This is a genomic window from Microbacterium sp. AC215 (assembly GCF_979258645.1).
The window spans coordinates 3,157,030-3,176,375 of sequence record NZ_OZ409869.1 but is presented as its reverse complement, the minus strand read 5'-3'; the positions used below and the strand labels follow the sequence as shown (position 1 = coordinate 3,176,375).

Here is a 19,346-nt window from a genome sequence, read left to right as displayed (position 1 = left end):
GGCCGTTCCCTTCGCGGTGGCTTATGATGGCTAGACTACGTAGCTATCATAGCTAATGTCAATAGCCATGAAGGAGACCCGGATGCCGTCCCCCGAACGAACCTCGCTGGCGGCCATCATCGACGCCGGTCGCGACATCCTCGAGTCCGCCGGACCCGCGGGACTCACCATGCAGGCGGTCGCCGAGCGGGTGGGCGTCCGCGCACCTTCCCTCTACAAGCGAATCCGCGATCGTGACGCTCTGCTCTCCGCAGTGGCGGAGGCCTCGGCCGACGCGCTGACGGTCAGGCTCGACGCCGCAGGCGACGAGCTCCCCCTCCTCGCCTCCGCCTACCGCACCTTCGCGCACGAGCGCCCGCACGCGTTCCGCCTGCTGTTCACCGCCTCCGCGCCCGAAGACGCCCTGCACCGGACGTCTGTTCCGGTGCTGCGCTCATGCGCCGCTCTCGTCGGGCCGGATCGGGCGCTCGATGCGGCCCGGCTCTTCACCTCCTGGGCGACCGGGTTCCTGCAGATGGAACTCGCCGGAGCCTTCCGTCTGGGCGGCGACGTCGACGAGGCGTTCGACTACGCGGTGGAGCGCATACTCGCGGGACTGACCGCCTGAGAGGTCGGAGCACCCCGCTCGGTGGCCTGCCGATCTCACCGCTCGGCGAGCGGCTGCGCCGAAGAGCAACCGGAATACTGCCAAGATGATGCGCGGAGAGGGGTTTCCATGACCGCGAGCGCGCACGACGACGGATCCGTCCACCCGACGAAGGGTCGTCGCCCCTGGCATCGCACGAAGGTGGCGGTCGGAATCGTGCTGATCGTCGTCGCCGTGGTGACGATCATCGGCGCGCTCACCCCCTGGCCGTCCGCGATGGTCATCCGCGCGGTGTTCACCCAGGGCGGCGACGAGACTGCCGCCGAGATGGACAAGCACGTGCCCGACACCGAACTCACCGAGAAGCTCGATCTCGCGTATGCGGACGGCGGCGCCGACACCACGATGGACGTCTTCACACCGGCATCCGCCACGGGCCCGCTTCCGACCGTCGTCTGGATTCACGGCGGCGCCTGGATCTCGGGATCGAAGGAGAACGTCGACCCGTACATGCGGATCCTCGCTGCGGAGGGCTACACGACCATCGCCGTGAACTACACCATCGGACCCGAAGGGGTGTATCCGCTCGCCGTGCACCAGCTCAACGACGCGCTCGCCTACATCGACGCGCACGCCGACGAGCTGGGCGTCGACCCGACCCAGATCGTGCTCGCGGGCGACTCCGCCGGAGGTCAGCTGGCCAGTCAGATGGCGACGCTCATCACGAGCCCCGACTACGCCGAGATCATGGACGTCACCCCGGCGCTCGAGGCCGAGCAGGTGGTGGCGACCGTGCTGAACTGCGGCGTCTACGACCTGGCCGCACTCGCGACGCTCGACGGCATCGCCGGCTGGGGGCTGAAGACCTCGATGTGGGCGTACTCAGGCACCAAGACCTGGGCCGAGGACTCGACCGGTGCCACGATGTCGACGATCGACTGGGTCACCGAGGACTTCCCGACGACCTACATCTCGGGCGGCAACGGCGACGGTCTCACCTGGCTGCAGTCGATCCCCATGGCCCAGCGGCTCGACGCGCTCGGCGTCGACGTGACGACCCTCTTCTGGCCTGCGCCGCACGAGCCGCAGCTGCCCCACGAGTACCAGTTCCATCTCGACATGCCGGATGCGCAGACGGCCCTGCAGAAGACCATCGACTTCCTGGACGCGCACACCACCCGCTGACGGGGCGGGGTCGGCGTGGACCGTCTTTCGTGTCCCGCTGCCTACTTCATCGTGTCGAGGATGCCGACGAGGTCGTCGAACGTGGTGAGCGGATTGAGGATCGCGAAGCGGGTGTTCGGGCGGCCTCCGTGCGAGCTCGGCACGACGAACGCACGCTGCGAGTCGAGGAGCTCGTCGGACCACCGGTCGTAGTCGCCGCGTTCCCAGCCCTCGCGTTCGAAGACGACGACCGACAGCTGCGGGTCGCGCACGAGACGGAGCTCGGGCCGCGCGGCGATCTCGGCGGCGATCCGCTGCGTCAGAGCGAGCGTCGCGCTCACGGCCTCGCGATAGGCCGTCACCCCGTACGTCGCGAGCGAGAACCAGAGCGGCAACCCCCGGGGTCGCCGGGTGAGCTGGATCGAGTAGTCCGACGGGCTGAAGTCGCCCGCGTCGGTGAGCGTGTCGAGGTATTCGGCGTGCTGGGTGTGCGCGCGACGACCCGCATCGGGGTCGCGGTAGATCAGCGCACAGCAGTCGAAGGGCGCGAACAGCCACTTGTGCGGATCGACGATCACCGAGTCGGCTCGCTCCACCCCGGCGAAGACACCCCGAGCCTCGGGGGCCAGCATGGCGGTCAGCCCATACGCGCCGTCGATGTGCAGCCAGAAGTCGAACTCGTCCTTCAGCGCGGCGATGCCGGCGATGTCGTCGACGATGCCGAAGTTGGTCGAGCCGCCGGTGGCGACCACAGCGCAGATCTCGTCGCCGTGCTCGGCGAGTGCGTCGCGCACCGCGTCCGCCCTCAGCACGCCGTCGTCTCCGGCCGGCACGAGCAGCACGTCGGCGTCCATGACCTTCGCCGCCGACTTGTTCGAGGAGTGCGCCTCGACGCTGCACACGATCTTCCAGCGACGAGGCAGCTCCTTGCCCGCGTCGAGCAGCTTCGCCTTCGCCGCCTCGCGCGCCGCGACGAGTGCCGACAGGTTGCCGATCGTGCCGCCCTGCACGAACACCCCACCCGCGGTGTCGGGAAGGCCGAACTCGGAGGCGAGGAACGACAGCACCTCGTTCTCGGCATGCACGGCTCCTGCGCCCTCGAGCCAGCTGCCGCCATAGAGGCCGGATGCCGAGACCACGAGGTCGAACGCGATCGACGCGATGGTCGGCGCCGTCGGGATGAACGACAGATACGCCGGGTGGCTCGTCGTCAGGCAGGCGGGAGCGAGGATGTGCTCGAACACGCTGAGCGCCCGCTGCGATCCGAGACCCGCATCGGTGATCGTCGTGCCGACCAGACGGTCGAGCTCGGCGGGCGACTGGGGCTTGTCGAGCGGCACATCGGCCGCGAGCATCCGCCGGCGCGAGTAGTCGAGCACTGCATCGACGATCGCCGTCGATTCGGCCGAGGCCGCGTGCATGCGTTCTGCTCCCATGAGCTGTCCTTACCTGAGGGTTTCTGCGGGCTGTGCTGCCCGTCGTGCTGCGCCGGGCTCGAGATCGTCCGACACCGGAGCGGAGGGCTCCGGAACGTCCGTCACGGGGACATCGAGCACGGCGGAGAGGGTGCGGCGAGCGAGTGCCGCCCGATCGCGCGGCGCCCAGTGCACGAGCGAGTGGGCGCTCATCCCGTCGACCATGGCGAGCAGCATCCACGCCGACGAATCGGGATCGACCCGCACTGCCGGATCTTCGGCGATCGCCCGGGCGATGAGGTCTTCGAGGGCGCTGTGCCAGAGGTCCATCTCGGTGCGCACCCGGGTGCCGAGCGCCTCGTTGCGGGCTCCGAGCGCCCACGACTGCACCCACACCATCGCCACGTCGTCGCGCGAGTCGTCGAGCAGCGTCTCGATGAGACGCAGCAGATTCGTGCGCAGGTCGACAGTCGGGTCGTAGGAGGAGATGACCTCTTCGCGCTCGGCCGCGACGATCGTCGTGAAGACCTCGGCGACGAACGACTCCATCACGGGCCGGTAGTGGGCGACGAGAGCGGGTGTGACGCCGACCCGCGCAGCGACGGCTCGCACGGTGAGGGCCTCGAGGCCGCTCTCAGAGGCGAGCGATACGGCGCCGTCGAGGATCGAGCGTTCGCGCTCCTCCGGCGGCAGCCTGCGCGGTGCGGCGGCTCTTGACGTGGTCTTCATCACGGGTTACCGTATCACTCGTTGATCGCGTGTTCAATAGCGACGGCGACTCTCGTTCCCGAGGTCGTGATCAGCAGCGAGGGAGACAACCATGGCCTGGCACATGCCCGCCGAGACCGCACCGCACGACCGCACCTGGATGGCGTTCCCCGCCGAGGGGCCGACGCTCGGCGAGACGGCGGCCGAGCGCGACGAGGGCTACGAGACCTGGACCGCCGTCGCCCATGCGGTCGCCGAGTTCGAGCCGGTCACGATGATCGTCGACCCGGCGGAGATCGCCCGCGCCCGGCGGATGCTCAGCGGTGCCATCGACATCGTCGAGGCGCCGGTCGACGAGTTCTGGATGCGCGACTCCGGGCCGACGTTCGTCATCGACGACGAGCGACCCGGCGTGCTCGGCGCGGTGGACTGGATCTTCAACGGGTGGGGCGCACCGGCCTGGGCGCAGTGGCAGAAGGCGGCGCAGCACGCGCGCATCATCGCCGGGGCCGTCGACGCCGAGCTCGTGAGCTCGACCCTCGTCAACGAGGGCGGCGGAATCCACGTCGACGGCGAGGGCACCGTGCTGCTCACCGAGACCGTGCAGCTCGACCCGCGCCGCAACCCCTACGCCGACAAGGCCCGCGTCGAGGCCGAGATGGCCCGCACTCTCGGCACCTCGAAGGCCGTATGGCTGCCCCGGGGCCTCACCCGCGACTACGACGACTTCGGCACGAACGGCCACGTCGACATCGTGGCGACGATCGTCTCCCCCGGTCGGCTGCTGCTGCACGATCAGCAGGATCCCGCGCACCCCGACCACGAGGTCACCCGCGAGCTGCGCGCGCACCTCGGCGATCAGACCGATGCCGCCGGTCGCCGCTTCGAGATCGTCGACCTGCCCGCGCCCGCGACCCTGCGCGACGGCGAGGGGTTCGTGGACTGGAGCTACGTCAACCATCTGGTCACCAACGACGGCGTCGTCGCGTGCGGGTTCGGCGACAAGAAGGCCGATGCCGCCGCGAGGGCCATCCTCGCCGACGTCTATCCCGGCCGCCGGGTCGTCACCGTCGACGCGCGCCCGCTGTTCGACCGCGGCGGCGGCATCCACTGCATCACCCAGCAGCAGCCGAGTGTGGGGGTGTCCGCATGATCGACGTGGTCGAGGCCTCGATCGCCGACCTGCGGCGAGCGCTGGAGACGGGCGCTGCCACCTCCGTCGAACTGGTCGACGCCTACCTCGCGCGCATCGCCGCCTACGACGGCCTCGATACGGACACGGCTCTGAACGCGATCGTCGTCGCGAATCCCGAGGCGCGCACGGAGGCCGAGGCATCGGACGCGAGACGTGCCCGTGGCGAGACGCGGGGGCCGCTCGACGGCATCCCGTACACGGCGAAAGACAGTTATCTCGTGCGAGGGCTCACGGCGGCCGCCGGCAGCCCCGCCTTCGCCGACCTCGTCGCGCAGCGCGACGCGTTCACGATCGAGCGTCTGCGGTCGGGAGGCGCGATCTGCCTCGGGCTGACCAACATGCCGCCGATGGCGAACGGCGGCATGCAGCGCGGCGTCTACGGCCGCGCCGAGAGCCCCTACAACGCCGACTTCCTCACCGCGCCCTTCGCCTCCGGGTCGTCGAACGGCTCGGGCACGGCGACGGCTGCCAGCTTCGGCGCGTTCGGTCTGGGCGAGGAGACCTGGTCGAGCGGTCGCGGCCCGGCCACGAACAACGCCCTGTGCGCCTACACGCCCTCACGAGGCGTCATCTCGACGCGGGGCAACTGGCCGCTCGTGCCGACGATGGATGTCGTCGTGCCGCACACCCGCACCATGGCCGATCTTCTCGAGGTGCTCGATGTGATCGTCGCCGACGACACCGAGGTCCGCGGCGATTTCTGGCGCGCACAGCCGTGGGTGTCACTGCCGCAGTCCTCCGAGGTCCGCCCCGCGTCGTACCGCGCGCTCTCCACCGATGCGGCGGCAGCTCTCGACGGCGCTCGCATCGGAATCCCGCGCATGTACATCAACGCCGACTCCGACGCGGGCACCGCCGACGATGCGGGCATCGGCGGCCCGACCGGCCGGCGCATCGCGACGCGTCCGTCCGTGATCGACCGGTGGCAGGCGGCCCGACGGAGCCTCGAGGCGGCCGGCGCGACGGTCGTCGACGTGGACTTCCCGGTGGTGTCGAACTACGAGGGCGATCGACCCGGCGCCCCGACCATCGCCACCCGCGGGCTCGTCACGCCGGAGTACCTGCACCGCGAGATCGTCGACCTGTCGGCCTGGGCCTGGGAGGATTTCCTGCAGGCGAACGGCGACCCGCGGCTGCACACTCTCGCGGAGGTCGACGGGGCATCGATCTTCCCCCACCCTGAGGGTGCGCTGCCCGACCGCTACACCGGCTTCGACGACGACATCGCCGAGTACCCGGAATGGGTGCGCGAGAACCCCGGCGTCGGATTCGAGGACATGCCCGAGCTGCCTGACGGCCTCCGCGGACTCGAGGAGACCCGCCGGGTCGACCTCGAGCAGTGGATGGACGAGCTCGAGCTCGACGCGGTCGTCTTCCCCGCGGTGGCCGACGTCGGGCCGGCTGACATGGATGTGAACGAGTCATCCGCCGACCTCGGCTGGCGCAACGGCACCTGGATCGCGAACGGCAACCTGACCATCCGTCATCTCGGCATTCCGACCGTGACGGTGCCGATGGGTCTGATGGCCGACATCGGCATGCCGATCGGCCTGACGCTCGCCGGCCGCGCCTACGACGACTCGTCGCTGCTGCGACTCGCGGCCGGGTTCGAAGCCGTCGGCGCACCCGGCGAGCGGCGTACTCCCCCGCTGCGCACGCCGCGCCTCTGACCTCGGCGGAAGCCGATCCCACCGCGCGACATTTCACTATTGTGACGCTCGCCACGATTGTTATATGTTCTTCCTGTCCGTCACGACAGGAAGCAACCCATGAGCACCGAGAACAACGAGCGCGAGCTCGAGGCCGGCATCGTCACCGATCTGTCCGGGCGCATGACGTACGGGTCGTATCTGTCGCTCGACCAGCTGCTCACCGCCCAGAATCCCGTCAGCGTCCCGGAGCACCATGATGAGCTGCTGTTCATCATCCAGCACCAGACGACCGAGCTCTGGCTCAAGCAGCTGCTGCACGAGCTGTCGTCCGCACGCCAGCTGCTCGCGAGCGACAACCTCCGTGAGGCGCTGAAGAGGGTCGCGCGGGTCAAGCGCATCCAGGACGTCATGACCCAGCAGTGGGCGATCCTCGCGACGCTCACGCCCACCGAGTACGCGCAGTTCCGCGGAGCGCTCGGCAATTCCTCCGGCTTCCAGTCGGTGCAGTACCGCGCCGTCGAGTTCGCGCTGGGCAACAAGAACGAGAAGATGCTGAGCGTCTTCAGCGACCACCCCGCGAACCTCGCGCTGCTCACCGCCGAATGGCACAAGCCGACGCTCTATGACGAGTTCCTGCGCTACGCCTCGCGACGCGGCCTCCCGATCCCGACCGAGATCCTCGACCGGGACGTGCGTCTCCCCTACCGCGAGACGCCCGCACTCGTGCCGGCCATCCGCGAGATCTACCAGAACCACCAGCAGCACTGGGATCTGTATGAAGCGTGCGAAGACCTCGTCGACCTCGAGGACAACTTCCAGTTCTGGCGCTTCCGTCACCTCAAGACCGTCGCGCGCACGATCGGCATGAAGGTCGGCACCGGCGGCTCGAGCGGAGTCGGATTCCTGCAGCGCGCCCTCGACCTGACGTTCTTCCCCGAGCTCTACACCGTGCGCACAGAGATCGGCGGCTGATGCACGCGGCGACCTTCTTCGACGGCGAAGGATGGCGCGACGGCATCATCGACCGCGACGGCGAGCGGATGCGACTCCGCGCCGAGCCTCCCGCCCGCGATCTGCCCCGTCTGGACGGCGTGGTCATCGGCGGCTTCACCGACCACCACGTGCACCTTCAGCTCGTCGACCACACGCTGCTCGCGAGCTCGACCCTGGGCCGCGTGGTCGACCTCGGCGCGGACCCGGCCGTCATCGAATCGCTGTCCCGGGCATCGTCGCCCGACGACTCCGGAGATCTGCGCCACACCATCCCGGATTCTGCGGATGTCCGCCGATCCGACCCGGGGATTCGGGAGTTCCGGCGAACCGACGCCCCGCACCGTGTCCAGGTCGACTTCGCCGGCGCATTCCTCACTCCCGTCGGCGGGTACCCGAGTGACCGCGACTGGGCCCCCACAGGATCCTTCCGCGAGATCGCGAACGCAGAGACGGCGCGCGCGGCCGTCACCGCGATGGCGGATGCCGGAGCATCCTGCATCAAGGTGGCGAGCAACGCCACCGCAGGCCCCGTCTTCGACGACGACCTGTTCCGCACGATCGTCGACGCCGCCTCGGCCCGCAGGCTGTCCGTGGTCGCCCATGCCGAGGGACCGGGCCAGGCGCAGCGCGCCGCTCGCCTCGGGGCCGCCCGCCTCGCCCATGCACCGTTCACCGAACGGCTCGCCGACGACGAGATCGCCCGACAGGCGGCATCCGTCTCGTGGATCTCGACGCTCGCGATCCACGATGCGGACAGCGACGAGCGAGCCACCGCGGTCGACAACGTCCGCCGCTTCCACGCCGCCGGCGGAATGGTGCTCTACGGCACCGACATGGGCAACGGTCCGACGCCCGTGGGCCTGAACCCCGCCGAGCTCGCAGCGCTCCGCGAGGCAGGCATCGCGGGCGATGACCTCCTGCGCGCTCTCGCGCCACAGGACCCGCTCGATCCCGCCGCTCTGCTCCTGAGACTCCCCGGCACCGACGCCGACCCGACACTCGCCCGCCCGCTGACCAGCGCCGATCTGAAGGCATGACATGACCGACTCACCCGAGACCACGACCGCCGCTCCGACCGCCGACAGCACCCTCCTCGACCTCGCGCAGGCTCTCGACGCGGCCGATCCGCTGCACTCGCACCTCTCCGCCTTCGCCGAAGCGCCCGGCGTCGGCGCCTACCTCGACGGCAACTCGCTCGGCCGGCCCCTGAAGGACACCCCCGAGAAGCTCGAGGCATTCGTGCGCGACGACTGGGGCACCCGCCTGATCCGCTCATGGGACGAGCAGTGGATGGCCCTTCCGATGGAGCTCGGCGATCGCATCGGACGTGTCACCCTCGGCGCCGCCGCGGGTCAGACCGTGGTCGCCGACTCGACCAGCGTGCTGATCTACAAGCTGATGCGCGCGGCCGCCACCGCCGACCCCTCGCGCACCGAGCTCGTCATCGAGGCGGGCAACTTCCCGACCGACCGGTTCATGGCCGAGGGCGTCGCCGCCGAGACCGGCATGACGGTGCGGTGGATCGAGCCCGATCCGGTGCTCGGGGTGCAGATGGCCGATGTGGTCGCTGCGATCTCTGCGAAGACGGCGCTCGTGTCGCTGAGCCACGTCGACTACCGCTCCGGCGCCCTCGCCGACATGCCGGCGATCACCACCGCGGTGCACAAGGTCGGCGCGCTGATGATGTGGGATCTGTGCCACTCGGCCGGCGTGATCCCCATGCAGCTCGACGACTGGGGCGTCGACATGGCCGTCGGGTGCACCTACAAGTACCTCAACGGCGGCCCCGGCTCCCCCGCGTTCGCCTACCTGCGGCGCGAGCATCAGGGCGTGCTGCGCCAGCCGATCCAGGGGTGGTGGAGCGCCGCCGACATCTTCGCGATGGGTCCGCAGTACGAGCCGGCCGGCGACATCCGTCAGCTGCTCAGCGGCACTCCCCCGATCACCTCGATGCTCGCGATGCAGGGCATGCTCGACCTCATCGAGCAGGCGTCGGTCGAGGCGATCCGTGAGAAGTCGCTCTCGCTCACCGATTTCGCGGTCCGCGCCCACGACGAGGTGCTCGCGCCTCTCGGCGTGCGCCTGCTCAGCACCCGCGACGCCGTACGGCGCGGAAGCCACGTGACCATCGGCCACCCCGACTTCCGCGCGGTGACGCAGCGGCTGTGGGCCGACGGCATCATCCCCGACTTCCGCTTCCCCGACGGCATCCGTCTGGGGCTCTCCCCTCTCAGCACGTCGTATGTCGAGACGCTCACCGGCGTCCTCGCCGTGCGCGACGCGCTGGAGTCGCATGACCGCTGACCGCGCAGAGGCGACCACAGGCCCCGTGCTCGATGACATCGATGCGCGCCCCGGCAGCACCGCCTCCCTCTTGCGCACTCTGGTCGGGCTGTATCTGCGACCTCTCGGCGGCTGGATCTCGACGGCCGACCTGGTCGCCCTCGCCGGCGATCTCGGGATCCCCACGGCGCAGGCGCGCACCGGCGTCACCCGTCTCAAGCAGAAGGGGCTGCTGCTCGCCGAGCGCAGGCACGCGGCCGGGTATCTGCTGAATCCGGATGCCGCGACGATGCTCGAGCGCGGCGATCGGCGCATCTTCGAGATGCGCGAGATGACGGATGCCGACAGCTGGTGCCTCATCTCGTTCTCGATGCCCGAGAGCGCGCGAGCCACCCGGCACCAGCTTCGCCGTCGCCTGCAGTGGATCGGGGCGGGTGTCGTCTCGCCCGCGCTGTGGATCTGTCCGGGGCATCTGCAGGGCGAGGTGCAGGAGATCGTCGACGACCTCGAAGCGAGCGAGTGGGTGACCCTGTTCCAGGCCGGCACGCCGACGACGGCCCGCACACTGCCCGAGGCCGCCGCCGACTGGTGGGACCTCGAGTCGCTGCGCGCCGAGCACCTCGCGTTCCAGGCCTCGCTCGCGACGCTGCCCACCGCGCCGTTCGCCGCGTATGTGCAGCTGCTCGACCGCTGGCGAGTGCTGCCCTACGTCGATCCGGGGCTGCCGCCGTCGATGCTGCCGGCCGAGTGGCCCGGTCGGCGCAGCGTCGCCGAGTTCCAGAGGCTGTCGGCAGAGCTGTCGGATGCCGCGTGGCGGCGTGTGCGCGACGTCACGCGACACTCCGCGGCCGGAAGCTCCGCGACCGGCGCCGAGCTCACCGCGGCGGGGCGGTCGTAGCCCGCACCACCAGCCGCGTCGGCAGGATCACGTGCATCTCGTCGACCTCCTGCCCCGCGAGCAGCGTGAACACCATGTCAGCCGCGACCGCGCCGAGTCGCCGCATCGGCTGCTGGATGGTCGTGAGCGGCAGCGCCCTTCTGGTGGCCTCCGGCACGTCGTCGAATCCGATCACCGACAGATCGTCGGGCACCCGCAGACCGAGCTCGTGGGCGACATCGATGACCGCGATCGCGGAGAGGTCGTTGGCGGCGAAGATCGCCGTGGGACGCGAGTCGCCGCTCAGCATGATGCGGGCGGATTCCCTGGTCGCGTCGAGCTCGTAGCGACCAACACCGATGAGGGACGGATCGAGGGGGATCCCCGCGTCCGACAGTGCCCTGCGATACCCGGCGTCGCGCAGCCCGGCCGAGCGCAGGTCGGGGCGACCGGCGAGGAAGCCGATGCGGCGGTGGCCCAGTTCGATGAGGTGTCTGGTCGCGACGAGCGCGCCTCCGAAGCTGTCCGACTCGACCGTGGGCAGGTCGGCCCGGCCCGTGTGCGGGTCGATCGCGACGACGGGGATCTCGGTGCCGGCGCTGACGACCGTGGGCGTGACCATGATCGCGGCGTCGATCAGCGTGCCGGAGAGCCTGCTCAGGGATCGGCGTTCCCATCCGTCGCCCGCGCCGAGGTGGGAGCCGCTGTATGCGAGCAGATCGAAGGAGGTGTCGTGCACGGCCGAGCCGACGCCCTTCAGGATCTCGGCGCTGAAGGGTTCGAAGTCCGCCAGCAGCACGCCGATCACACCGGTGCGCCGCGCGCGCATGCTGCTCGCCACGAGGCTCGACTCGTAGCCGAGCTCCTTCACCGCGTCGAGTACGCGCTGCACCGTGGCATCCGCGATCCCGTACCGGCCGTTCACCGCCTTCGAGACGGTCGACACAGACACTCCCGCCGCTTTCGCGACGTCATGGATCGTCGTGCGTGCCCCCATGAGACGCCAGCGTAGTCTCCCGTCGATCGCGATGGAAACTGTTTTCGAAAACGTTTGACGATCGAGCGCGTCCGCCGGAGACTCATGCCACTGCGGTCTCACCAGAGTGTCCGCAGGCGCCCCGCAGTGACGCGGCGCGCAACTCGATGAGGAGAACGATCACATGAACAGCAGAAGGCTCCCCCTCGCCTCCGCAGTCACGGTCCTGGCCGTCGGAGCGCTCGCGCTCTCGGGCTGCACCGCGGACTCGTCCGGCTCCGGAGACGGCGGCGACACCAGCATGACCCTGTGGCACAACTCGACGACGGGCCCCGGAGTGGAGTTCTGGGAACAGACCGTCGCGGATTTCGAGAAGGACAACCCGGGCGTGACGATCGACATCCAGTCGATCCAGAACGAGGATCTCGACGGCAAGCTGCAGACCGCCCTCAACTCGGGCGACGCCCCCGACATCTTCCTGCAGCGTGGTGGCGGCAAGATGGCGGCGATGGTCAAGGCCGGCCAGCTCAAGGATCTCACCGACGCCATCGACGGCCCGGCCGCCGACGAGATCCCCGATGCGTCGTACTCGGCGAACAGCCTTGACGGCAAGATCTACGCCATGCCCGTCGCCGTACTGCCCGGCGGCCTCTTCTACAGCCAGGACCTCTTCGACCAGGCCGGCATCACCGAGAACCCGACGACCCTCGAGGAGCTCGAGGTCGCCACCGAGGCGCTGAAGGCGGAGGGGATCGACCCGATCGCACTCGGCGCCAAGGACGCCTGGCCCGCCGCGCACTGGTACTACTGGCTGGCGCTGCGCGAATGCAGCTCGGACACCCTCGCCGCCGCGGCGGACGAGATGGACTTCAGCGACGACTGCTGGGTGCGTGCCGGCGAGGACCTGCAGGCGTTCGCCGAGACCGAGCCCTTCAACTCCGGATTCCTGACGACTCCCGCACAGCAGGGCGCGGGCAGCTCGGCCGGCCTCATCGCGAACCACCAGGCCGCCATGGAGCTCATGGGCGCCTGGAACCCCGGCGTGATCGGCTCGCTCACCCCTGATCAGAAGCCGCTGGCCGACCTCAGCTGGTTCCCGTTCCCCGAGGTCGAGGGCGGAGACGGCGAACCCGGCTCCATGATGGGTGGCGTCGACGGCTACTCGTGCTCGGTGGATGCACCGGACGCCTGCGTCGACTTCCTGAACTACATCGGCACCTCGGACGTGCAGACCGCGTACTACAAGGCGTTCAACGCCCCGCCCGTCAACACGGTCGCTCAGGAGGCCGTCACCGAGCCCTACCTGCAGACGATCCTCGAGGCGTACAACGCTGCCCCCTACGCGACGCAGTGGCTCGACACCGTCTACGGCCAGAACGTGGGCAACGCGCTGAACGTCGCCGTGGTCGACCTGCTCGCCGGCAACAGCAGCGCGGAAGACCTCGTCAAGGCTGTGCAGGATGCCGCAGCGAAAGCGTGACATGCGTGCCCGGCTGGAAGTGATCCTTCTGGCCGGGCCCGCCCTGCTCGTGTTCCTCGCCTTCGTCATCTTCCCGGTGCTGATGGCGGCGTACTACGGGTTCTTCAGCTGGCAGGGCTACGGCCCTCCCACCGACTTCGTCGGGCTGAAGAACTACCTCACGATCCTCCAGGATCCGCTGTTCCACGACGCGCTCGCGCACAACGGGTTCATCCTGGTGTTCTCCCTCGTGCTCCAGGGCCCGATCGCCATCGTGCTGGCGCTGCTGCTCAACCGCAAGATGCGCGGCCAGTCGCTGATCCGCGTGCTGATCTTCGTCCCGTACGTGATCTCCGAGGTCGTCGTGGGCACGGGGTGGAGCCTGATGCTGCAGACCAACGGCGCGATCAACGCGATGCTGACGAACATGGGCCTCGGGTTCCTCGCCACCGACTGGCTGTCGGATCCTGGCTTCGCGATCTGGACGCTGATGGCCATCATCACGTGGAAGTACATCGGCTTCGCGGTCATCCTGTTCCTCGCAGGCCTCCAGGGCATCCCGGAGGAGCTGCACGAGGCGGCGGCGATCGACGGCGCGTCCTACTGGCAGATCCAGTGGCGCATCACTCTGCCGCTCCTGGCGCCGACTCTGCGCATCTGGGCGTTCCTGTCGATCATCGGCTCACTGCAGCTGTTCGACCTCGTCTACATCATCTGGGGCCAGTACATCGCTTCCACCGCCGGTACGTCGACCATGGCGACCTACATGGTCTCCGAAGGCCGCAACGCCGGCAACTACGGCTACGGCAACGCGGTCGCGGTCGTCCTGTTCCTCATCTCGCTCGTGGTCGCTCTCATCTATCAGCGTGCGGTGCTGCGCAAGGACACCGACGGCGCCCTCACGGGTGCCTCGGGTCGCAAGCGCGGCTCCCGGTCGCGCGCGTCGCAGGATGCCGTCCCGCAGGATGCCGTCGCAGACGCAGACGCCGACTCCGGTGCAGACGCCACCACACAGAAGGAGTACGTCCGATGACCGCCACCTCGGTGCTCGTCACCCAGCGACCCGCACGTCTCGGACGCCCGGGTCGAACCGCCAAGCCGAAGCTCCCGTGGGCGCATCCGACCGTGTACTTCGTCGCGCTGATCGCCGTCGGACTGATGCTCGCGCCCATCGCATACATCATCACCGGCGGGTTCCGCACGAACGCGCAGATCACGACCGACCCGTCGGGGTTCCCGTCTCCCTGGGTGGTGTCGAACTACCTCGACGTCCTCACCGGCGACGTGTTCTGGCGGCTCGTGGGCAACTCGACGATCGTCGCCCTCGCGACCACCGTGGGCACCGTCGCTCTCGCGCTGATGGCGGCATACGTGCTCGCTCGATACCGGTTCGCCGGTCGCGGCGTGCTCTACGCCTTCTTCGCCGCGGGCCTGATGTTCCCGCTGACCGTGGCGATCACGCCGCTGTACATCGTGGTGCGCAGTCTCGGGCTGATGAACTCGCTCGGCGGAGTGATCCTGCCGCAGATCGCCTTCGCCCTGCCGACGACCATCATCATCCTCGTGCCGTTCCTCCGGGCGATCCCCGATGAGATCGAGGAGGCCGCGTTCATCGACGGATGCAGCCGCATCGGGTTCTTCTGGCGGATGGTGCTGCCGCTCTCCCTGCCGGGAGTGATCACGACCGGCATCCTGGCGTTCATCGGCAGCTGGAACGGCTATCTGCTGCCGCTGTTCATCCTCAACGACGCCTCGGCGTTCACCTTGCCGCTCGGCGTGCAGTCGTTCGCCTCGCAGTACTCGGTCGACACCGCGAAAGTGCTGGCATTCACCTCCCTGTCGATGATCCCTGCGCTGATCTTCTTCAGCCTGTTCGAACGGCGGATCGTGGGAGGGCTGACCGGTGCTGTCAAGGGCTGACACGGTCGCCGTCGCGACCCCGCACGTCGACGAGAACGAGAACGAGAGAGAGAACAAGATGTCGCAGTACGCAGGCGCCGCGCCGCGCTCGCCCCGCGTCGAGGAGCTCCTCGCGCGGATGACCCTCGAGGAGAAGCAGGCGCAGCTCGTCGGCTTCTGGGTGGACCAGGGCGTCGAGGTCGTCGCGCCGATGTCGGGCGAGAAGAAGAGCTCGACCCGCTACGAGGACGCCTCGGAGCACGGGATCGGTCACCTCACCCGGGTGTACGGCACGCGTCCGGTCGACCCTGTGGAACGCGCCGAGTGGCTGTGGGCCGAGCAGCGCCGCCTGAAGGAGCAGACCAGACTCGGCATCCCCGCCATCGTGCATGAGGAGTGCCTGACCGGTCTCGCCGCCTGGAAGGCAGCGACCTTCCCGACGCCGCTCGCCTGGGGCGCCGCGTTCGACCCCGAGCTCGTCGAGGAGGTGGGCCGAGCGGTCGGATCATCGATGCGCGCACTCGGGATCCATCAGGGCCTCGCTCCCGTGCTCGACGTCATCCGCGACCCGCGCTGGGGCCGGGTCGACGAGTGCATCGCCGAGGACCCGCTGGTCGTCGGCCGGGTGGGCACGGCGTATGTCCGCGGCCTCCAGTCCGAGGGCGTGCACGCGACCCTGAAGCACTTCATCGGATACTCCGCTTCGAAGGCCGGACGCAATCACGCGCCCGTGAGCGCAGGCCAGCGAGAGATCGAGGACGTGCTGCTCCCGCCGTTCGAGATGGCGATCCACGAGGGCGGCGCCCGCAGCGTGATGAACTCCTACGTCGACATCGACGGCGTTCCCGTCACGGCAGACGCGCACTACCTGACCGGCATCCTGCGCGATCGCTGGGGGTTCGACGGAGTGGTCGTGTCGGACTACTTCGCGGTCGACTTCCTCTACAGCATGCACCGCGCAGCCGCGGACTCAGCGGACGCCGCCAGGCTCGCGCTCACAGCGGGAATCGATGTCGAGCTGCCCTCGCCCGACGCCTTCGTCACGCTCGCCGATCAGGTGCGGGACGGTCGGCTCCCGGTCGAGATCCTCGACAGGGCCGTGGGCCGGGTGCTCGCGCAGAAGGAGGAGCTCGGGCTGCTGGATGCCGACTTCGACACCCCTCCGACCGCGATCGACCTGGATCCGGCAGAGCACCGTGCGCTCGCGCGCCGTCTCGCCGAGGAGTCGATCGTGCTGCTGAGCAACGACGGATCCCTGCCGCTCGCGCCCTCGACCACCGCCAGGATCGCCGTGATCGGGCCGAACGCCGACAGCGCCGAAGCGCTGATGGGGTGTTACTCGTTCGTCAACCATGTGCTCGCGCATCACCCCGACACCCCCACAGGCATAGATCTGCCGACGGTCGCCGGCTCGCTGCGCGACGAGTTCCCCGCCGCCGAGATCGTCTCGGCGATCGGATGCGATGTCGAGGGCTCCGATCGCTCCGGCATCCCCGCCGCGGTCGACGCCGCCTCCGCTGCCGACGTCGCCGTCGTCGTGGTGGGCGATCGCGCCGGCCTCTTCGGACGAGGCACCGTGGGCGAGGGCAACGACGTCGAGGACCTCGAGCTCCCCGGCGTCCAGCGCGAGCTGGTCGAGGCCGTCGTCGCGACCGGCACTCCTGTGATCCTCATCGCGATGACCGGACGTCCGTACGTCCTCGACTGGGCGCTGCCGACCCGTGCGGGCGCCGCCGGGACCATGACCGGCCTCGGAGCGGTCGACGGCTCGGCCGTGGCGAACGAGGCAGCCGCGGGCATCCCCGCGGCTGTGCTGCAGACGTTCTTCCCCGGCGAGGAGGGCGGCCCCGCGATCGCGCGGCTGCTGAGCGGTCGCGTCGCTCCGTCGGGTCGGCTGCCGGTATCGCTGCCGCGTTCGGCGGGAGCGCAGCCGTACTCGTATCTGCACCCCGTGCTGGGCGGACTCACGGATGTCACGAGCGCCGACTCGACGCCCGTGCGGCCCTTCGGCTTCGGTCTCAGCTACACGACCTTCGCCCACGATCAGCTCACCGCACCCGCATCGGTCACCTCGGGGGAGAACTTCCGGGCGACGGTGCGCGTGCGCAACACCGGCGAGATCGCCGCGACGGACGTCGTGCAGCTCTACGCGCACGACGAGGTCGCGAGCGTGACCCGTCCGGTCGCCCAGCTGCTGGACTTCCGGCGGGTCGCGCTCGCGCCCGGCGCCGAGCAGATCGTCGAGTTCGACGTGCCCATCGACCGGCTGGCCTTCACCGGGCTCGACGGCGTCAAGCGGGTCGAAGCAGGAGCCGTACGCCTGTGGGTCGGCGGCGCCTGTGACGAGGAGCAGACGGTCGCCCGGCTCGAGATCGTGTGAGGCGTCAGCCCTTCACACCCGCGATGAACGCGCTCACGTGCTCCTGGAGCTTCAGGATGCGCATCTCGCGGGCGAGCTCGCGGTCGTAGCCCTCGTACGCGAGCGGCGGCAGCACGCGCACGTTCTGCGAGCATCCGAACTCCGCGCAGACGAGAGTGCCGATGCTGTCGCCCTTGCGGCCGGCCGGACCCGCCTTGCGGGCGACGTACAGCTGCACGTCGTTGCGCAGGGTGACGTCCTCGCACCAGGAACACTGGGCTCTGGCCGTGACGCGCTGCTCGGCGCGCTGCAGGATCACGCCGATGAGGACGTCATCGACCCAGGCGACGACATACGAACGTCGAGGGAGCTTGGGGTCGACCCAGCCGAGGTAGTCGAGCTTCTCGACGTCGAGGTCGGCGAAGCCGGCGGGCAGGGTGAGATCGGAGACCTCCTTGCGGGAGGCGTTGATGAAGGAGGCGCGCAGGGTGCGCTCGTCGATGGGACGCATGGGTCGGTGCTTTCGTGTGGGCCGCAGAGGGCGGCGGAAGAGGAATGGAGGACGGCATCCGCACGGATGCCGGGTACGACGTGGTTCCGGGGACGGGATGTTCCGCCTCCGGCCGATCGTCAGCCTCTGTCCGTGGCGCTGAACGCGCCCACGGCTCCATTCCGCGCTCGATCCGGAATCCGGAGAGCGCTCTTCGACAACAGCACCCCGAGAGTCTACGCCCGTTTGTTTCGGAGCATGTCGGCTCGGGTTTCCTCGCTGCCACGGCCGACCTACTCTTGCCGGAACGTCCGCTCATGAAGGAGACCACCGTGTCCACGCCGCTGAACCGCCTTTCGCCCCTCTCGGTGCGTGAGCGTTCTGCGTGCATGTGCCGCCACGGCTTCGCGTGCTCCTCGTTCGAGGCGGGTCACGCGCTGCACCTGATCCAGGCGCGCATCGCATCGGCGACCCCGACCGAGTGGGCCGACGCGATCGTCGAGCACGCCGACGCGGCGACCGGCGAACTGACCGTGCGCACCCTCGACGGGGCGACTCACGCACTGTGGAACAGCGGCGGCGCAGCGCTCGAGGCTCCTGCGGGCACGCCGATCGCGCTGCACGTGCGCTACGGCGTGCTGGCCGTCGGTCGCACGCAGTTCAACGTCGCGCTCTCCTGAGGGCGCCGTGCGACTCGCTGCCGCTCAGGCGGCCGCCATCATCATGTCCTTGACGGCCATGCACGCGTCCATGCAGTCCTTGCAGGTCTGAGCGCACATCTTGCACACCTCGCTGTGGTCGGCGTGCGCCATGCACTCGTCCATGCACGTCTGACACATCGCGATGCAGGCGTCGAGCATCGCCATCATCGACGCAGGGGTCATGCCCTGCATCCGCATCATCGACCGCATCATGGTGTTGCACATGTCCGCGCAGTTCATGCATGCCGGTGAGCAGTCCATCATCTGCGTCGAGCACACCGTGCACGCCTGCTCGCAGGCCGAGCACGCGTCCATGCAGGCCTGCATGACCGACATGTCCATGGTCGCCATGTCGGGCATCGACATCATGTTCGAGCGCATGGCGCCCATCATCATCGAGTCCATGTTCTACCGCTTCCTTCGTCGACCGCAGCCGAGGTGAGAGCGGGCAGGACCACCCGCCTGGGGCCAGGCTAGTCGTCGCCGACGTCCACGTCGACGGGGAGGTGGCGCTGTCACGCCCGACCGCGGTTGTCAATCCCGTGTGCAGGATTCTCGGTCCGTGCGACGGTGGACATCCATTGATCGA

General features: G+C 69.2%; 19 protein-coding genes. 14 read left to right on the top strand and 5 right to left on the bottom strand.

Annotated features, from left to right (window positions below):
- The first annotated feature begins 82 nt into the window (after nt 1-82).
- Both ACZZZF_RS15415 and ACZZZF_RS15410 read left to right on the top strand, forming a co-directional pair.
- Nucleotides 83-607: a TetR/AcrR family transcriptional regulator gene (locus ACZZZF_RS15415; RefSeq protein WP_463499419.1), complete on the top strand. Its 525-nt coding sequence runs from the start codon at nt 83-85 to the stop codon at nt 605-607.
- A 108-nt stretch (nt 608-715) separates the two neighbouring features.
- Nucleotides 716-1,771 carry an alpha/beta hydrolase gene (locus ACZZZF_RS15410; RefSeq protein WP_463499417.1) on the top strand — a complete coding sequence of 352 codons (1,056 nt, stop codon included), beginning with the start codon at nt 716-718 and terminating at the stop codon, nt 1,769-1,771.
- Nucleotides 1,772-1,812: 41 nt separating this feature from the next.
- On the opposite strand, the gene ACZZZF_RS15405 is transcribed toward ACZZZF_RS15410, so the two are convergent.
- Both ACZZZF_RS15405 and ACZZZF_RS15400 read right to left on the bottom strand, forming a co-directional pair.
- On the bottom strand, nt 1,813-3,186 hold the full coding sequence (locus tag ACZZZF_RS15405) for a pyridoxal phosphate-dependent decarboxylase family protein (RefSeq protein WP_053097599.1): 1,374 nt from the start codon (nt 3,184-3,186) through the stop codon (nt 1,813-1,815).
- 9 nt (nt 3,187-3,195) lie between these two features.
- Nucleotides 3,196-3,894 (bottom strand): TetR/AcrR family transcriptional regulator, encoded by a 699-nt coding sequence (locus ACZZZF_RS15400; RefSeq protein ID WP_463499416.1) that lies wholly within the window; start codon nt 3,892-3,894, stop codon nt 3,196-3,198.
- 91 nt (nt 3,895-3,985) lie between these two features.
- Between ACZZZF_RS15400 and ACZZZF_RS15395 the strand changes: the two genes are divergently transcribed.
- From ACZZZF_RS15395 to ACZZZF_RS15370, 6 genes are all read left to right on the top strand, one after another.
- Entirely contained in the window at nt 3,986-5,026 is a 1,041-nt protein-coding gene (locus ACZZZF_RS15395; protein ID WP_463499413.1) for an agmatine deiminase family protein, read from the top strand.
- Complete coding sequence (locus tag ACZZZF_RS15390) at nt 5,023-6,738, top strand: amidase (protein WP_463499411.1); 1,716 nt, start codon at nt 5,023-5,025, stop codon at nt 6,736-6,738. The genes ACZZZF_RS15395 and ACZZZF_RS15390 overlap by 4 nt, the downstream gene beginning before the upstream one ends.
- A 99-nt stretch (nt 6,739-6,837) precedes the next feature.
- On the top strand, nt 6,838-7,692 hold the full coding sequence (locus ACZZZF_RS15385) for a tryptophan 2,3-dioxygenase (RefSeq protein WP_463499408.1): 855 nt from the start codon (nt 6,838-6,840) through the stop codon (nt 7,690-7,692).
- Entirely contained in the window at nt 7,692-8,750 is a 1,059-nt protein-coding gene (locus ACZZZF_RS15380; protein ID WP_463499405.1) for an amidohydrolase family protein, read from the top strand. Before ACZZZF_RS15385 ends, ACZZZF_RS15380 begins: the two co-directional genes overlap by 1 nt.
- A 1-nt stretch (nt 8,751) precedes the next feature.
- On the top strand, nt 8,752-10,017 hold the full coding sequence (locus tag ACZZZF_RS15375) for a kynureninase (protein WP_463499403.1): 1,266 nt from the start codon (nt 8,752-8,754) through the stop codon (nt 10,015-10,017).
- Nucleotides 10,007-10,894: a PaaX family transcriptional regulator gene (locus ACZZZF_RS15370; protein ID WP_463499400.1), complete on the top strand. Its 888-nt coding sequence runs from the start codon at nt 10,007-10,009 to the stop codon at nt 10,892-10,894. The genes ACZZZF_RS15375 and ACZZZF_RS15370 overlap by 11 nt, the downstream gene beginning before the upstream one ends.
- On the opposite strand, the gene ACZZZF_RS15365 is transcribed toward ACZZZF_RS15370, so the two are convergent.
- Nucleotides 10,872-11,870 (bottom strand): LacI family DNA-binding transcriptional regulator, encoded by a 999-nt coding sequence (locus ACZZZF_RS15365; RefSeq protein ID WP_053097606.1) that lies wholly within the window; start codon nt 11,868-11,870, stop codon nt 10,872-10,874. The genes ACZZZF_RS15370 and ACZZZF_RS15365 overlap by 23 nt on opposite strands.
- Before the next feature lie 163 nt (nt 11,871-12,033).
- Between ACZZZF_RS15365 and ACZZZF_RS15360 the strand changes: the two genes are divergently transcribed.
- From ACZZZF_RS15360 to ACZZZF_RS15345, 4 genes are read left to right on the top strand one after another with little or no spacing between them, the layout of a single operon-like run.
- The gene (locus tag ACZZZF_RS15360; RefSeq protein ID WP_187250262.1) at nt 12,034-13,329 is read left to right on the top strand and encodes an ABC transporter substrate-binding protein; all 1,296 of its coding nucleotides are present in this window, start codon (nt 12,034-12,036) and stop codon (nt 13,327-13,329) included.
- On the top strand, nt 13,310-14,341 hold the full coding sequence (locus ACZZZF_RS15355) for a carbohydrate ABC transporter permease (RefSeq protein WP_463499398.1): 1,032 nt from the start codon (nt 13,310-13,312) through the stop codon (nt 14,339-14,341). The genes ACZZZF_RS15360 and ACZZZF_RS15355 overlap by 20 nt, the downstream gene beginning before the upstream one ends.
- A complete protein-coding gene (locus ACZZZF_RS15350; RefSeq protein ID WP_295103432.1) occupies nt 14,338-15,228 on the top strand; it encodes a carbohydrate ABC transporter permease in 891 nt (296 codons plus the stop codon). Before ACZZZF_RS15355 ends, ACZZZF_RS15350 begins: the two co-directional genes overlap by 4 nt.
- Before the next feature lie 58 nt (nt 15,229-15,286).
- Entirely contained in the window at nt 15,287-17,587 is a 2,301-nt protein-coding gene (locus ACZZZF_RS15345; RefSeq protein ID WP_463499958.1) for a beta-xylosidase/alpha-l-arabinosidase, read from the top strand.
- A gap of 4 nt (nt 17,588-17,591) precedes the next feature.
- Here ACZZZF_RS15345 and ACZZZF_RS15340 read toward each other — a convergent pair whose 3' ends face one another.
- On the bottom strand, nt 17,592-18,077 hold the full coding sequence (locus ACZZZF_RS15340) for an FBP domain-containing protein (protein ID WP_463499397.1): 486 nt from the start codon (nt 18,075-18,077) through the stop codon (nt 17,592-17,594).
- A gap of 311 nt (nt 18,078-18,388) precedes the next feature.
- On the opposite strand from ACZZZF_RS15340, the gene ACZZZF_RS15335 reads away from it, so the two are divergent.
- On the top strand, nt 18,389-18,736 hold the full coding sequence (locus ACZZZF_RS15335; RefSeq protein ID WP_072592350.1) for a hypothetical protein: 348 nt from the start codon (nt 18,389-18,391) through the stop codon (nt 18,734-18,736).
- 24 nt (nt 18,737-18,760) lie between these two features.
- Here ACZZZF_RS15335 and ACZZZF_RS15330 read toward each other — a convergent pair whose 3' ends face one another.
- Entirely contained in the window at nt 18,761-18,940 is a 180-nt protein-coding gene (locus tag ACZZZF_RS15330) for a hypothetical protein (protein ID WP_261987848.1), read from the bottom strand.
- Between ACZZZF_RS15330 and ACZZZF_RS15325 the strand changes: the two genes are divergently transcribed.
- A complete protein-coding gene (locus ACZZZF_RS15325; protein WP_232224473.1) occupies nt 18,939-19,199 on the top strand; it encodes a hypothetical protein in 261 nt (86 codons plus the stop codon). The two genes, ACZZZF_RS15330 and ACZZZF_RS15325, sit on opposite strands and share 2 nt — an antisense overlap.
- Nucleotides 19,200-19,346: the final 147 nt, after the last annotated feature.